The following is a 15,932-nucleotide window of genomic DNA, read 5'->3' on the forward strand; positions in this document are numbered from 1 at the left end:
ATCGGTCAGCCGTGGCCATTCATAGTAAGTTCGGCCATATCGACAAGTCGGGCCAGGTGCGTACGCCGTTGACTTATGATTTTGCTTCGTATTATCAGCATGGCCTCTCGATGGTTCGTATGAAGGACAAATATGGCTTTATCGATACGAGTAACCGGTTGATTATTCCACTCATCTACGACGAAGCATTCCCTTTCGACCGTGTAACGACGATTGTTGAGCGCTACTGGCTTCGGTATGAACTCTCACTGGACGGTCAGGCACAATTCGTGGGCTTCTCCTTTAAGCTGAAAGCGCTGTTTATTATTGCTGGCCTGCTTATTTTTATTTGGCTCAGCAGTCTAGTAAACGAGTTAAGTAGCAAGTTTAGGGCGAAAGTGCCCAGGCATTAGCCATTCGACTGTAAGTATGTTGACGATCTTGATGGGACAGCCCGCGCTGAAGTATTCACCTAATTCCAACTAACAACGTCTCAGTAATTGCTCCTATCGTTTGGCGCTTATTGAATGCCCGAAAGGGCATTTTGTTTATCTGATTTTGTACGCATTAAAGGTCCGTCAACTAGTGAACAGAGTTGTTGTCTACATGCTACTAAACAGTTCAAATTAGCCATAAAATGGTATTTTACCGCTAAAGAAAAAACAAGGATACTATCAGTTTTCCTTTTCAGAATTTTGTACTTTTCATAGAAAGCGTTCAGAAAAGGTTACCTTTTCGTGAACGCTTTCAGGCACTAGTAGCAAGAGTCAGACTATTTCTCTATTCAACAAATAGCGTCCAGTTAGCCAAGGGATTTTCTGAACGAAAGCTCAAAAAATTATTTTTGCACTTTTTATAGATAATGGGCATACATATTCGAGTTATTTAGTACAATATCTAATTGTATGATTCCTTTGAGCTTGGAATAAACTTGGCTAGCTTGGTACATCTTTATGTGCTCAATTCCATGTTGGCAGCTCACTACGCATGGCCCCTGATTTAGTGCTGGCTAACCAGCGTTTATAGGGTGACAAATAAATGAACCATGATTGTAGCATGTCGATGGGCGCTGCCATTGCTAGAACGACATAAAGAAAAGACAACTAAGTACCTTTCCAGTAAGCATATGAATAACAACCAAAGCCAAAAGCAGGCATCTATTAATCGCATTCGGTGATGGATATTCCCTTCGAATTCAATCTCTATAGTTCCTTACTGCTACCGGCCTTTATCCAGGGGCTCTTATTCACCCTTCTCTCGTTACTCCGATTTAGCCGCCAAAAAAGGCTCTACGATTTGTTTTTAGCGGGCCTTTTAGTCGTGCTGTCCATCCGCCTGAGTTTCTGGATGCTCGGCTTTGCCGGCTGGTATGATCGCCATAACGGGTTTGCCACCTTCATGTTTTACTTTCCTTTCAACACCCTGGCTTTTATTGGTCCCTGTCTGTATTTCTATTTCCTGAGTCTGACGAATCGAAATTTTGTGCTCACTAAACGGCATTGGCCTCACCTCATCCTACCCATTTCGCTACTGCTTTTAGGACTCACCAAATTCATGATTGACTTTCTCTACTATTACCCCTTTCCCCTAACCTAATCTTACCAGTACGGCACACGGGGACCTTTCGCCGAGTGGGACAAAACGGAGGGAGTTTACTGGCTTTCCTACAGCTCGCTGTTGGGGTATGTAGGTCTGAGTTTACACCGCTTCAAACACTACCGGACTTATTTAGTAAACAATTTCGCTGATCTCGAGCCCATTGAGTTGACTTGGCTACAGCGATTACTGCAATTTATGGTTGGGGTTAGTCTGATCCTATTTGTCTTTTACCTAAGTAACTATTGGATGCGCGGGCCTGCTTATCAACTCAACTGGTACCCGTATTTGCTGTTAGGAATCGGGATCTATTATGTCGCCATTAATGGGTTTACTCATAGCCCGGCGGCATTTAACAACCTTCAATTTGAGGTCACTACGCCCCGACAAGATTCCAATCAAAAAGTTTTACCGGATCTGCATGAATGGAAACAACAGGTACACGAACTGATGAGTCGTCAGCAACTCTACCTGGAGACGGAGGTAAGCTTACCATTGGTAGCAAAGCAATTAAAAACCACTCCACAGCTGCTGTCGAAGGTCATTAATGAGGGCTATCAGTTAAACTTCAATGACTATATCAACTAGTGGCGGATTGAAGCCGTCGTGGAACAGTTTCATCAAAAAGCCCACCACAAATATAGTTTAATCGCCATTGCTTATGATTGTGGATTTAACTCAAAGATGCCCTTATTTTGTCATATTTACCCCCTAAGGACAAGGCTAATGCAGTTAATTTTGTCGTCAGCATTAGCTAGGATGGCTTCCATGAATTGAGAGGCCGACTCCATTATATTTAGACTTTAACCCGTCTAGTTAGCCATCTAACGGCCTTCCTAAAAATAAACCGAAACCTTTTGAGCTAAAGCAGTAACTTACTATAAACGATTCCCGATGAACCTGCAAGAACAAATTCAAACCTATATCACTAGCCAAGCTGAACCAAAACGCAGTGACATGCAAGCGTTGCACCACCTCATTCAGCAACTCATGCCAGCCTGTAAGGTATGGTTCTTAGATGGTAAAAACAGCGAAAATAAACCGGTTACAAATCCTAGTATAGGCTATGGGGTTCGCACCATAACCTATGCGGATGGCAAAACCAAGGAGTTTTATCAAATTGGCATTAGTGCGAACACAACTGGAATCTCCGTGTACGTCCTTGGCCTCGACGATAAGACGTACTTAGCGCAGACGTTTGGAGAGAAGATTGGCAAGGCGAGCGTGAGCGGTTATTGTATTAAGTTCAAAACGCTGAATGACATACACCTGGATACACTTGAAGCGGCTATTCGATATGGAATTGAGAAGACAAGTGAAAATTAAATGTCAACTCTCAATCTCAAACAAGGCTCCCACATGAGACGATAAATTCCATGCGACAATTTGTATATTAGGATTAGTAAGCCAATTTTTTAGAAAACCTCAAGTCTCATCGAGTATGAAAACCATCAACATTGCTATTGACCTCCGCTCGTTTTTGATGGGCGCGCTGACGCTAGGCGGCCTGATAACGCTAATCAACTTCAAACCCGACCATGACGGCCAGCCCGACCCGGCGGTTCTGGATACCCGCCGGTTTCAGGTGGTTGCCAGTGATAAACAGACGATCATCCTAGACACCAAAACAGGGCGCTTCATCCTCGATCCATTCAATACGCTCAAGCCGAAATGGGTGATCGGCGATTTTGAGGAGGTCCATAAGCGGGAAGTCAAATAGATAAACCTCTATTTTGGGAAGAATGGGGGTTACCTTTTAGGTCTCAAGAATTCCTCCAAGCTGAGACGAAGGAGTGATTTAACATTTGTTCTCAAAAGGTCGTACCTGCTGCGATTTGATAGGTAACCGTTGAATCATCTTCGACTAGGCAAATAACCATGTTTAGTCAATTCTTCTTTTGTCTCAATGGGAAATAGTAACCCATCAACCAAGATATAGTTCCGATTCGTTACCTCCCAAACGTTTTCGTAATAATGGTCGGTTACAAGAATACCTTTTCTAGCTTTTAATGAACCAATAACCTCTTTGATGATTTGGTGGTAAAGGGGGTCAATCATGGAAAAAGGTTCATCCAGCATCAAGAAAGGGTGGTCCAGATAGGCAACTAAAAGAAACTCCAAGTATTTTAGTTGACCCATGGAGAGAGAGCTAATTCGCTGATTGTCAAAGGAGGCTATATCCGGCGAATAAAAGACCCGATTTTGGGCTTCTCCATCAGCAATCACTAAGGGAATAATATCCCTGACTTTGAGACCACCCGGTAAAAAGCTATGCTGAGGCAGATAAGCAATCAGTTTCCTGGCAATCGTGGTGGCTGGGTCGAATGGCACAGTATCCAGATAGAGTGAACTGGCGGTTGCCCTCATGGTTCCAAACAGGATTTTCATGAAGGTAGATTTGCCTGATCCATTTCGGCCATAAATGCCAACGGTTTCCCCTGTCGTTAGATCGAGATTCTTCAGTTTGAGGATAGCTCGTTTGCCGAAATTTTTCTCGAGCTTGTCGATAGCTAAGTGCATATCAGCTAAACAGCAACGTCCCTAAAAATGCTGATATACCCAAATTCATGAGCCATGCCTTAAGCATTAGACGCGTTCTGGTCAAGCCCAAATTATAATAGAGGTAGTATTCATGGCTATGAAAATATTCATAGGCAACAAGACTTAAAAGCATGCCCCCCGTTAAAAACAACAGAATGCCCTCGGCCGGGCTTTTGACGAAAGTAACTAACAGAGATAGACCCAGATTAAACTTGGTCAGGTCCATGTAATATTTCCAAAAGGCTCTGGTCATAGTTGATTGCTTATGCTTTGTTGGGCATTCTAATCTACAACCAATCCATTTAGAAAGACTTTGGCTGCAAGTTCTTTAAGATAATTTATGATTCAACCATGGATTATATAACCTCAACTTATATACTAATAGAATGAATTGGCTTTTTCAAAATGTTAAAAGAGCTAATGCCTCTGGCTAGAAATAATCTCAAAAAATGCTCCAATGTGAGACGAATGAGCGTTCATATATCTGCTTCTAAAATAGGGCCCTTCAGTGGACGCATTTTCTTTAATACCTGTCCAACACTATTCGTAGCATACGGTTTGTATGGATTCTCGGCGATGACAATCATAGACAATCACAAAATAGCCCCGAGCTGGCTTATAGCGATCGAGATCGGGGCTGTATCGGTCGCAGGCTTCGAGCTAACCATGCGTTCTCAGTATGTACACTAGTAGGCGGATTACCTGACCCAGGGGCGGCCCGCGCAATACAGGCCGCCGTTTCTCCCCAGGTTGCCACTACTAAAGTGGGCCACTGTGAACAAATAGTGAAGCCTTACTATACGGAGAACAAAGGTCTTGAACGCAATGTCCTGCTTGTGTATAACCAAATCACTTCCCATGAATATTGTCGAAACTGCCGTTTCAAACGGATCATTTAATACGCTTGTTGCCGCCGTAAAGGCCGCTGGTCTGGTCGAAACGCTGAGTGGCACGGGTCCATTTACGGTGTTTGCCCCCGTCGATGCCGCATTTGCTGCGTTGCCCGCCGGTACGGTTGATACGCTGGTGCTGCCCGAAAGCAAAGCGACGCTGACGGGTATCCTGACCTACCACGTGGTAGCGGGTAAGGTGATGTCGTCCGATTTGACGGATGGCATGACAGCCACTACGGTCAACGGTCAGCCGCTAACCATCCACCTGATAGATGGTAAAGTGATGGTCAATGGTGCGGAAGTGATTATTGCCGATGTGGATACCGACAATGGCGTTGTTCACGCCATCAATGCGGTGCTGATGCCCGCCTAATTGGCCGGATGCATGCCTAAAGAAAGCTCAATCCTCTAGGGTTGGGCTTTTTTGTTTTCAGATCACAGAATCGTTTGTTACCTTAAAAGAGTCCATTGGAAAAGCCGGTTCTCGTTAACGGATCCTAAAGTTAAAGGAACGTATTAATTTGGCAGACACAACAATAAAAGGGCCTATAGAGTGTTGGGGAATTATATTTTGGGTGTTAGTTTAATTCGTTGCAACATCATCTGTATGCGACTGATAGTCGTTGACAGATATTAAAAATTAGTGTCTTATAAAACCCTCCTACATGAGACGAAGTAGTGTTCATGTATCTGCTTCTTAAATGGCCGGGGTTTGGCCTGACATCAGCGGCCGGCATGGATGGACGGTTGAGGGCATGAGCGACCTGCGCCCGACGAAATCGCTGCGCCTGCAAATGCAGAAATGGGGCCGGGTCTTACGCAAAAAGGATTTTCAGGTGCTGATTTTCGACCACAGCGGGAATTTCAATTATCACGACTTGCCAGACGATGATCGGCAATGGTCGCTGCAGGGCTAGCCGAAAGATGATCGAATTGTTTGATGTGATCAGTGTGCGTTTGCCCACCGGCCAGCACCCGCCTGTTTGAGCTGCGGAAAGGTTTATGGGGTAGCTGATAGAGTTGGGACGGCCCGCCGCTAAGCGAGCACACCGATTAAGAGCCGGGCCGGATTGAAAGCAGGATTGGGCAGCAGCCCATCAAATTTAGCGGAGCTGACCAACTAGTATTCTTATCTGGATCGTTGGATCGCTGGTATGTACTTGTTTGTCTCTACTAGATTATACTCCTCGTCATCACGGAAAATACTTCGGAGTGAACCAATATGAGCAGTGCCAATAATCAATAGTACTCTTTTGGCTTTTGTTTTCAATTGATTAGTGACAATATTCGAGTATATTTTGTAGTCCCTATTTTTAAAAACAGACGTAAGTTCCGCGCCAATATATTTAGGATTGACAAAGGCCGTGTCAACCATGGCATCTGGTTTTTTAAATGTTCCATTTATGACCCTTGCCGGTGTAATGTATCTCAACCGGTAAACTTTATTATACGTGTCAGGCTGATTCAGAAAAATCAAATAGTCTTTAAATGATATTTTTTTTTCTTGTAAGGCTTTCATTTTTTCAGTAGCCATTGCTCGTAGAGCCAATCCATCTTCTTTATACAGATTGATATTCTCACCGTTATCCAGAATGCTTTGAGACGTGCCACCGGGTGCGTTGACGCAATATATCTTAGGCAGTCCAAGCTGTTTAGCCATCTTAAATGCTAATTGATACACTTCGCTTCTGCCATCTTCTAATGCTTCAAGGTTTAGGTTATTGTGAATGTAAAGCGCGTATAAGCTGTCAATCTCTTTCTGTTTTTCGGGTAACACCTCCACCATGATGATGTCAGGCTGGTAAGGAGTAATCAGTTTTGTAAATGCGTTAAGATCACTTTGTTGATTAGGTAGTAGAATGTCTGTGTTAGGGTTGTCTTTTTTATAGGTTTGGTTGAAATGGTCAGAACCCAACATCATAATATCCGTCTTTTGAGCTTGTACTGAGCAGTTCAAAAATAAGGCAAATGGTACTACGAGAGACGTAAGTCTAAGTTTCATTTAGTTATATGTAGTTGATGAGATTACGTATACGCAACTCCTTGATTGACTCACTTGCTACCACAGTACACACTTCTCGTTGTGGATTGAAAGTGAGCCTCTTGCCTACTGATTGTCGTACCAGAGCAGCGCGTTGGGCGGTTTTGGGAAGCAATATAGGATGACAATTCGGAAAAGTGCAATTCTTGCTATCACCAGATCCCAGTCAGGTATCGCCCTATATCGAGAGCTGATGTATAACTGAATTTATGTAAGGGGAATAAAGTCAGAAAAGGCACAGGACATTTTGGATAGCGTTTATTAGAATAGGTAATAGTGGCTGAACTGGGTTGATCAACAAACGTAACGATTGGCTGGACAATTCATAAACTATTGATTATGGCATACTTACGCCTTAAGGTTTTCTATGCTTTCGTCCGTAAATAATTATTATCAACCCAGTTCAGCCACTACCTCTCGTTTCATTAAACGCTCTTTCAACCAGATGGTATGATCGTTCTACAGTTGATTGGATGTTAACCGAGCTGGGGTTGTATAGCGACAGCTAAGTCGTGACAATATTAAGGCCACTTTGTCGATGCATACAATCGTGGCGATTGACCTTTGGCGACTCAGGCTAAACAATCACGCCCTGTTCTAGCCGCATTGGCTTTCCACTTAGCGCTTTATTTCGGCTCGACCGAAGCGGCCAAATCGGCAAAGGGAATCTCTGTCTTAACCCCCATGTCCCGTACGGGCCAGGATTGAACAATCATGCGCACGGGGATACCTAGTTGCTTGATGAAGCGGTACAAACCCACCTGCCGCTCGCTGACCCGGGCCGGTTTACCCGTTTTGGGTAACCACACCAGGTCGTCTTCAAACAACAGCTGCTGATCCGGGAAATAGTAGATTAAGTAATCATTGGTATGAGCCGACTGAGGACCCATGTGATAGATCTCCATCCTAAACTGGCCATCAGTGATGGTTTTGTGAGCACCCACCGATTCAAGTTTCAGCGGTTTGGGAGCCAGCGCCAGACTATCGGGACTTAGCTGATGGGTGGCTGCCGTCACATCGTGAATATAGGCTTCATTGCCAGGGCTGCTCAAAATAGTAGCCCCCCGGTGAACAAAGGGACGAACACCACCCAGGTAATGGGGATGATGGTGGCCCGCCACAAAGTAGCGGATGGGCTTAGTGGGTACCAACTGACGGACCTGTTGAATAATAAGCTCCCCATTCTGACTGCTGAGTGGCGCCTCCGCTACCAACAAAAAATCGGTAAACTCAACCAGCATCACCCGGTCATCGGTGTGGGGCAGGGTGATGAAGTAAATGTGATCGCTGTACTTTTCCGATTGCAGCGTAGGGGTCACTTTCTCTACCGGAGTCAAGGCGTAGTCGGCCGGTCGCTGAAGTAAAACAGGGGCCTGCGGGGTCAGTTTGGCCTGAGCGAGTAGGACCTGATCGTGTAGCCGTCCGTTAACCTTATCCATGGTGATACGGGTCGGCTGCCAGCTATGGCCTAGCTGGCGGTATTCCTGGTAGGTAATGGTCGTTAGTAAGTCGCCCAGCATCGGGTCAGCTTCCAGCAGCGTAACCTGGTCCAATAGCCCGTCCGAGTGCCGAATAAACAAACGAACCCGGGTTTGATTAAGTTGGAGCTGGTAACAGGCCCGCTGGGTTGAGCTACGCTCAGGGTCAAGCGCAGGCGGATACCGATGGGCATAGTCAAGCAGCCAGATTGGTGAATAGCGAGCAGCCGTTAGTCGCTGGGCGGCCAGCCGTTGGGGGCTGACCGTCGCCAACTTATCTTCTCCCGGCTCAAGCAACAGGAGTGTCTGGGGGTCGGCCTGCGTTTTGGCGTAATAAATCTTTTTACGGGTGGGGCTATAGAGTGTGTCGACTTGGCGGAAGTGAGTGGCATTGATCCATAACGTGCCCCTCGCCTGATAAGGCGTTTGTTGCCAGGGTTCGGCGTTATGCTCCAACTCCGACCGCTGTTCCTGATAGCTGACTTGTAGATACTGCGGACCGAGGGGCTCAACTTGCTTGGCCCAGCAGCGAGCCATGACCTTTTGGCTCATCGGCCCTGATGGCCAGGAAGCACTGGTCAGCCTGGAGGTAAGTAGATTCAGTAGAAGTAGATACAAAAGCAATGGCATAGGTAGACGGGTCATTAGCTGCCAAATCTACGTATTCTACCGTATCCAAGTATCAAGCTTAACCTGAGTTTGACGGAGCAACTCGCTGTCTTGTCAAAATAATCGGACTATTAATTGGCTTCGTCTCAAATGTGGATCTTATTGAGAGGAGTCGAACAGAGTTAGTTGATAGTATAGACCAGAAGAGAGAAGAGAAATAATACCTTTGCTACTCCTACAACTACCCGCTTCATACCCTATGTACAAGTATCTATCTGGCGTTTTTTTGTTGTTCGTTTCCCTTCATGTAGTTGCCCAACAACCTACTTCGCCTAAAATTAAAATATTGCTGTTAGGCAGTGTCCACTTCACTCCCTCCACACAGGACGTCTATCAAAATAAGCAGATTAACCTTACCGATAGGCAAGCCCAAGCGCAACTCGAGCAGATGGTAGCCCAGTTGAGTCAGTTCTCCCCCAATCAAATCTGCGTCGAAGTACCGACCCAAAGACAAAGCAACATTGATAGTGCCTACCAGCAATACCTAAAGGGTCAATACAAGCTCGGTACGGACGAAATCGATCAGATTGCCTACCCATTAGCCAAACGCCTCCATTTACCCATTGTAACCTGTGTCAACTACCGGGGTTCGTTCGACTTGGATGCGGTTACTAAATATGCCAAGGAGAATAACCAAACAGCCCAACTGGCGGCCTTGGATCGATTCGCTGGTAGCACAGCAGCTGGTGTGGTAGCAGCCCAGCAAGAAAAGTCGATTACTGACCTCTTCCGGTTTATCAACTCGAAAGACGAGTTGACTAAAAACGCAGCCATATACACGGCGTATGCCACGCGGATTGGCCAGGGGTCCGCCTATCCAGGTACTGATCTAGTAGCAAACTGGTACAGCACCAATCTGCATATTTACACCAACATCTTGCGAGCCATTCGTCCTACTGACAAGTCAATCATGGTTTTGTTCGGCTATGGCCATATTACCATTCTAAAACACCTCTTCGAGTCAAACCCTGAGTTTGACGTGGTTGACGTAGCTGACGTACTTAGGCAATAAGTAATCGAATGCGATGAACCGGAGTTGACAGTTATTCTAAAGTAGTCGTCCCATAGAACCCTCCTTCCTGAGACGAACTAGCTATCTGCTAGGGTTGAAGGAGGTTAACCAAACGGGTTTGAGTCGTGAACAAAAGCGTACAGAGCTTGATCCAGCAGTTCTCCGTTCTTGATCGCGCTTTTCCGCATAATCCCTTCGCATTCGTAGCCGGCCTTTTCCAATACCCGGATGGAGGCCTGGTTATGCGCAAAGGGAACCGCAAAGAGTCGGGAGAGACCAAAACGGACTAGTGTGTAGGCTGTGACGTGTTGCAATGCTTCACTAACGATACCTTGTCCCCAGTAGGCTCGGATTAACCAATAACCTACTTCAGCCGAGCAACGCCCGATATCGTCCCCCCAGTATGATTCCAATGCCACCGACTGCCTGCCCATTGACGGCGAGGGCGAAATTGGTTTCGGGCTGAAGCCTGGTCACAAACTGTATCCATTCTTGGGCGTCACGGAGTGTATAGGGATAGGGAAAGCGATCCCGAAGGTTTAACCAGATGTCTTTGTCATTGGCGTGATGAGCTAAGGGCAACGCATCGCTTTCCTGCCAGGACCGGATTGCAAAGCTTGAGCAATTAATAGTCATGAAAAAGAAACGAGTTTAGTCAGCGTGTCCACCGAACCAGGTCTGTCATAAAGTACACTAATATGGGTCAACCAATGCAATGAGCTGTATCGGGTCGGGTATTCTGTTCACCCAGATATATACTCATCAGCTTGCTAGCAGTAAAGAGCCGAACAGAATCCCTTCCATTATACGCTGAATAAGGCCTCGAATCCCCAAGCCCGGAATCGACAACAGAATACTACCAACGATCAAGCTACCGGCCGCAATAGAATACAGATTGTAGCCCATCACCATGCGTTGAGGACTGAGTTGAGTAAGCCAATAAGCACTACCTATGTACTCAACGGCTCCTCCGATGTTATGAATTTGTTGTCGACCGCTACCTGACACGGGAGAGCCCACATCACAGGGGAAGAAGGCCGCTACGACGTAGCCAGTCCCGATACACCCGGCTAACCCGGCTAGGGCGGTTGTATCAGCGAGCGCTGCGACCAGCCCTAGCAGTAAGCCAACGGGTAAAAACAACCCATAACTGACAGCGCGCGCTAGCGGACTACCTACTTCGCCTACCTCACTAATGGTATCATGCCAATGGGAGTAGGCGGGCTTACGCCAGCCAAAGTAACTAATGCCTGTTAGCAGAAGTAACGCACTAAAAAGAGCTAAACCAAACGTCATTCAACCAGATACGATGCGATCAATTGGGTTCAGGACACCAGTCGTGCTACTCAATCCGGAAAAGCTGATTGATCAACTATGCAGATGGAAAGAAAGAACCCCTGGGGCACTTGATTACTTTACGGCTAAAACTAGTCATTTGATCAGCCTGGAGTTGTTGAAAAGGACAAAAGGCATAAAGGGCGGATAATTGGGGGCAGTTTCTCGCCATCTAGGGCTAACCAGCTGTCCGTAGTATCAAAAGTTGAAACGTGCAGGCTCACTTAGTTTTCTAAAAATTAGAGCCCCAAAAAGCATTCCCAGTCTGATCGGCAGGACCACTCATGTGCCTGTTTTCTATATGACCAATGTGGGGCCGTAATGGCGTAGCAGCTACTGCTATCGGCACGCTGTTGCGGGATGTTACGGGTGTTTCATGAGGCTGAGAGCAATTTCCAAAATAGTATTATAGCATTAACTAAATTTGAGTAAATTAGACATTATGCATGTCAATAAATTGTACTTTTCACAGTAATCGTTCAGAAAAGGCGACCTTTTCGTGAACGCTTTTAGGTTCAAAATCTATCGAGCGAGCTGGTTAGGAGACTATGAATTACCGTTCATTCATCGAAGGGTTTTCGTGAACGTTTTCACTAAGCACAGAATATATATACAAGGTTCTGATTATTAGTATCTTAGAAGTTCATTTAATAATTACACTCAAGCTTTAAATGAACGATATGGTATTTGACCCGTCCGGGAATCATCCGATTGTGCAAGCACCATTGAATGATTCCCAGACAAGTCATAAAACTGACAAGGCGCTAAGTTTACTGTTTACTAATATGACCAAACTGTTTGCAAATCAAATACCAGAGACATGTTTTTGCACGTGTAGTGTAATCCCCGTACAATCTGAAAAAGTGGAAATTTTTGTTGAATAAATAAGCAGGGACTTGTGAGACCAGATTCAGGTAAAGGACAGAGTGATCTAAACCCGAAGGGTAATGATACAATTGATTTAAAGGAAAAATACAATTAAATTCGTGAATCCACTAATACAATTGGCTAATATGATCCATAACCCTAAGGCCGTTTTTGATAATCCTGAACAGTTTATTGATTTTCTTAAAAGCCCAACCTTTGAAGGTCAATACTTTGATAGGAAAGAAGTAAAAAAGGAAGGAGAAAACGCAATAAAGAACGTAGCCAACGGAATAATAGAATGTGTATCTGGCTTTGCTAACTACAATGTTGACGGTGGATTAATAGCAATCGGTATTTCCGATAGTGGTATAATAGAGGGAATCGATCACTTAACAGAAGATCAGAGAAATACTAAACTGCTAGGTGCATTGGAAAAATTAAAGCATCACGCTACTGTATCAAGGGAAGTAAGTGCCACAAAAAAAGACGGAACTCAAGTAACTATATTACTACTTTATACACCATATTCTTACACCGGAATTTGCGAAACAGAAGAAGCAAATCCGAAAGGATATAAACGTCAAGGGCCGAAATGTATTCAATTAACTGATACAGATAAAGATCAACTAAAACGTGATAAAAAAATTATAAACTTTGAGAGTCAACTATGTGAGGTTTTCCATGAAGAATATTTAGATCAAGATGTAGTTGAAGAATTTAAACGTGCTTTTCTAGAAAATAGAGATTCTAGGCGTGACTATTCAACAAAAGAAATATTGCTAGCCGCTGGCGCTTTAAGTAAGGATGTAGCAGGCACATTATATTTCACAAATGCTGGTTATTTATTTTTTGCGGCTAATCCAAGAAGAGTAATAAGCAGTGCATTCATAAGATTATTAAAATATAATAATAGTTATGAAAACTACGTAAACCCTGGGACAGCGACGTTTGATAGAGACATTGATGGTGCATTGCCAGAGTTAATAAAAAAAATTAGAGCTTTTATTAAAGAGTCTGCCTTTTTTAACGTATATAGTTATAGAAAGCCTGATGGAGGTTTTATTGAAGAGCCCGAATATCCTACAATAACTATAGATGAAGCTATAGTAAACGCCGTTGTTCATAGAGAATATGCATCAAATGTCCCTATAAGATGTATTGCCTACAAAGATGCATTTGTAGTTCAAAATTCAGGAAGAGTTTTACAAGATGCTCATCGTATGCCTAATCAATTTTCATTAAATGAAAATGAATTAGAGCATTACCCAAGAAATCCTAAAATTGTAGAATGGTTAAGGCTGCTTAAAGATAATGACGGTTCTCCGTTTGTCAGAGCACTGAGCGAGGGCACGAAAACGATGAACGAGGAGATGCAAAAATTAGGGTTACCATCACCTATTTACAAAACAGAAAGTAGAACAAACGTTATTCTTTATAATAATGCGCTTGAACGCGAAGAGCGTTTTAAATTAATAGAAGAGCAACCTTCCAGTGAATTTGGAAATTTTTTCAAGGTTACTTTTGATAAAAATATTACCGCCCTCGGTTTTAATAACAGAGCTATAAAAAGTGAATTATTAAAAACTTTAAGAGATGCCTTATCTGCTCAAGGATGGTACATTGATAAGTTTTCTCATAGCAGAATGACCGTGCATCAAAGAGGATATTCATATGAAACAACACTAAAAGTTGATAAAATATGTAAAATTTTTCAGGCTTTTGTATTACAATTTAAAGATTATGGTGATAGCTTATACCTTGTTATAGATTATAAAGCAGAGCTGAAAAATGTATTAAATCTCACAGAAGTAAGTAAAGTTATTACTTTAAAAGAGAGGAATAGTATTGTTAACTATAAAGGCAAGTGGGTAGGTGGAAAAGTTACTAGTGTTATAAATAGGTCTCAAAGTAATGTTTATATTTATGATTATGAGCAAGTATTTGAAGTAAATAATGATAAAATTATTCCCAATCTTTCAAAATCTGAAATCAGTTTAATTTTAAAAAATCAAAATATAACTTATGATCTAGATACTAGATTAAAAGAGTTTGCATTAGCGTCTCAAATGAACTCTATTAAAGTTCGTGCAGATAAAACAATATATGCAGCAACGACTCTTTTAAGGGATATAATGCCGGTTAAGTACAAGAACTTTTCGTTTACTATAATTGGCTCACCTACATATTTATTACAACCAAATCTTAGATCAGCAAATGATGTAACTAAGCCGCTAACAGTATTTCAAGACATAATAGAGCCCCTAGTTGAATTCAATTTGCAACATAAAGATGCTGATATACTAAACGGTCTTACCCGCTTCGGAGCCTACAACCACCAAGAGCAAATTATAGAGATAATTCCAGTGTGTTTAACAACAGAAAGAAGCTTAATGCAAAAATTGATCGAACGTTTAGTTTCTGGTAAGTATAAGTTTCCTGGCATTGAAAGAACTTTTGGCGTAAAGTTAACTTACTCAGCAGTACATACTGTTGATAATTACTCAGAATTGTTAGATGAATGTAAACGACTTGTAAATAATAATGTAAGTTGGCAAGGAGATCATAATATAGATGAAACTTTACCAAGAATATTTTTAGTTTCATTACCAGAAAAAATATTCAGTACAGACGATATCAATTCTCCATATTACTCAATAAAAGAATTTTTATTCGAAAAAGGTATTCCCTGTCAAATGATCGATGCGCCAACTTTGAGTAATCCTGATTTTAAAGATTTAAATCTGTGTTTAAATATTACTGCAAAATGTGGTCGTAAACCTTGGGTATTACCTGAAAGATTAGCCGATGCAGACTTCTTTATTGGACTTTCATACACATCAAACTCTCAATCAAAAAATAGTGAAAAATATATGGGATTCGCTAATGTGTTTGATCCATTTGGTAAATGGCAATTTTATAAGGGTAATACTAAAGCATTCGATTTTGATCAGAGACACAAATACTTTAGAGAATTAATCCAAGAAACATTAAGTGATCTGTCACTTAATGAAACCCCATCTCTACATTTTCATTATTCAGCAAAATTTTCGAGAGAAGATATTAATGTTATATTAGAAACTGCGCGTGAAATTAAACCCCTAGGGCGATTTTCATTTATATGGATCAATGATTCTCATATAATTAGGTTATACGATTCATTGGCACAAACAAATGGTAGCCTTAGCCGTGGTTCATATATGATTACTTCACGAAATCAGTTCTATCTATCTACAACAGGCAATAATATTTATAAGAAATCATTAGGCACACCAAGAATGCTTGAGATTAATGTAAAAGAAGTCGGAAAAACTGAATCAGGCTTAATTGATTACCGACTTTATGCAAAACAAATACTATCATTAACTAAACTAAATTGGGCCTCTACACAAGCATTATGCGGTGAGCCTATTACTATTAAGTATGCTCATGATATTGCTTACTTAACAGAAAAATTTATTCAACGTAGAGGTAAGTTTACATTACACCCCGTCTTAGAGAAAACGCCTTGGTTTATATAACTC

The 15,932-nt window shown here is 42.8% G+C and carries 15 protein-coding genes; 9 read left to right on the forward strand and 6 right to left on the reverse strand.

Going from position 1 to position 15,932, the window contains the following annotated elements; translation table 11 throughout:
* From ACFS25_RS26860 to ACFS25_RS26880, 5 genes are all read left to right on the forward strand, one after another.
* Nucleotides 1-392: WG repeat-containing protein (locus ACFS25_RS26860; RefSeq protein ID WP_381507457.1), on the forward strand; the 392-nt coding region annotated here is incomplete at its 5' end.
* A 763-nt stretch (nt 393-1,155) separates the two neighbouring features.
* Complete coding sequence (locus ACFS25_RS26865; RefSeq protein WP_381507460.1) at nt 1,156-1,575, forward strand: hypothetical protein; 420 nt, start codon at nt 1,156-1,158, stop codon at nt 1,573-1,575.
* Nucleotides 1,576-1,656: 81 nt separating this feature from the next.
* A complete protein-coding gene (locus ACFS25_RS26870) occupies nt 1,657-2,163 on the forward strand; it encodes a hypothetical protein (RefSeq protein ID WP_381507463.1) in 507 nt (168 codons plus the stop codon).
* Between the two features lie 306 nt (nt 2,164-2,469).
* Nucleotides 2,470-2,901, forward strand: coding sequence for a DUF1801 domain-containing protein (locus ACFS25_RS26875; RefSeq protein WP_381507466.1), 432 nt, complete (start codon nt 2,470-2,472; stop codon nt 2,899-2,901).
* Nucleotides 2,902-3,016: 115 nt separating this feature from the next.
* Nucleotides 3,017-3,295 carry a hypothetical protein gene (locus tag ACFS25_RS26880; protein ID WP_381507469.1) on the forward strand — a complete coding sequence of 93 codons (279 nt, stop codon included), beginning with the start codon at nt 3,017-3,019 and terminating at the stop codon, nt 3,293-3,295.
* Between the two features lie 134 nt (nt 3,296-3,429).
* On the opposite strand, the gene ACFS25_RS26885 is transcribed toward ACFS25_RS26880, so the two are convergent.
* Nucleotides 3,430-4,095 (reverse strand): ATP-binding cassette domain-containing protein, encoded by a 666-nt coding sequence (locus ACFS25_RS26885; protein WP_381507472.1) that lies wholly within the window; start codon nt 4,093-4,095, stop codon nt 3,430-3,432.
* Between the two features lie 879 nt (nt 4,096-4,974).
* Here ACFS25_RS26885 and ACFS25_RS26890 point away from each other — a divergent pair.
* Together ACFS25_RS26890 and ACFS25_RS26895 are read left to right on the forward strand one after the other, a co-directional pair.
* Nucleotides 4,975-5,382, forward strand: a complete 408-nt coding sequence (locus ACFS25_RS26890) for a fasciclin domain-containing protein (RefSeq protein WP_381507475.1) — start codon at nt 4,975-4,977, stop codon at nt 5,380-5,382.
* A 382-nt stretch (nt 5,383-5,764) separates the two neighbouring features.
* Nucleotides 5,765-5,926: a hypothetical protein gene (locus ACFS25_RS26895; RefSeq protein ID WP_381507478.1), complete on the forward strand. Its 162-nt coding sequence runs from the start codon at nt 5,765-5,767 to the stop codon at nt 5,924-5,926.
* Between the two features lie 212 nt (nt 5,927-6,138).
* Here the strand turns inward: ACFS25_RS26895 and ACFS25_RS26900 are convergent, their stop codons facing one another.
* Nucleotides 6,139-7,011: a DUF5694 domain-containing protein gene (locus ACFS25_RS26900; RefSeq protein WP_381507481.1), complete on the reverse strand. Its 873-nt coding sequence runs from the start codon at nt 7,009-7,011 to the stop codon at nt 6,139-6,141.
* A 665-nt stretch (nt 7,012-7,676) separates the two neighbouring features.
* Nucleotides 7,677-9,158, reverse strand: coding sequence for an MBL fold metallo-hydrolase (locus tag ACFS25_RS26905; protein WP_381507483.1), 1,482 nt, complete (start codon nt 9,156-9,158; stop codon nt 7,677-7,679).
* A 238-nt stretch (nt 9,159-9,396) separates the two neighbouring features.
* On the opposite strand from ACFS25_RS26905, the gene ACFS25_RS26910 reads away from it, so the two are divergent.
* Nucleotides 9,397-10,209 carry a DUF5694 domain-containing protein gene (locus ACFS25_RS26910; RefSeq protein ID WP_381507486.1) on the forward strand — a complete coding sequence of 271 codons (813 nt, stop codon included), beginning with the start codon at nt 9,397-9,399 and terminating at the stop codon, nt 10,207-10,209.
* 104 nt (nt 10,210-10,313) lie between these two features.
* On the opposite strand, the gene ACFS25_RS26915 is transcribed toward ACFS25_RS26910, so the two are convergent.
* The 3 genes from ACFS25_RS26915 to ACFS25_RS26925 form a co-directional block, all read right to left on the reverse strand.
* Nucleotides 10,314-10,622 carry a GNAT family N-acetyltransferase gene (locus ACFS25_RS26915; protein WP_381507489.1) on the reverse strand — a complete coding sequence of 103 codons (309 nt, stop codon included), beginning with the start codon at nt 10,620-10,622 and terminating at the stop codon, nt 10,314-10,316.
* Complete coding sequence (locus ACFS25_RS26920) at nt 10,579-10,845, reverse strand: GNAT family N-acetyltransferase (protein ID WP_381507492.1); 267 nt, start codon at nt 10,843-10,845, stop codon at nt 10,579-10,581. Before ACFS25_RS26920 ends, ACFS25_RS26915 begins: the two co-directional genes overlap by 44 nt.
* A 126-nt stretch (nt 10,846-10,971) precedes the next feature.
* Entirely contained in the window at nt 10,972-11,505 is a 534-nt protein-coding gene (locus tag ACFS25_RS26925; protein ID WP_381507494.1) for a DUF998 domain-containing protein, read from the reverse strand.
* Between the two features lie 1,025 nt (nt 11,506-12,530).
* Here ACFS25_RS26925 and ACFS25_RS26930 point away from each other — a divergent pair.
* Nucleotides 12,531-15,929 (forward strand): RNA-binding domain-containing protein, encoded by a 3,399-nt coding sequence (locus ACFS25_RS26930; protein WP_381507497.1) that lies wholly within the window; start codon nt 12,531-12,533, stop codon nt 15,927-15,929.
* Nucleotides 15,930-15,932 lie beyond the last annotated feature (3 nt).

This window comes from Spirosoma flavum (assembly GCF_042686045.1).
In the GTDB taxonomy this organism is placed as follows: domain Bacteria; phylum Bacteroidota; class Bacteroidia; order Cytophagales; family Spirosomataceae; genus Spirosoma; species Spirosoma flavum.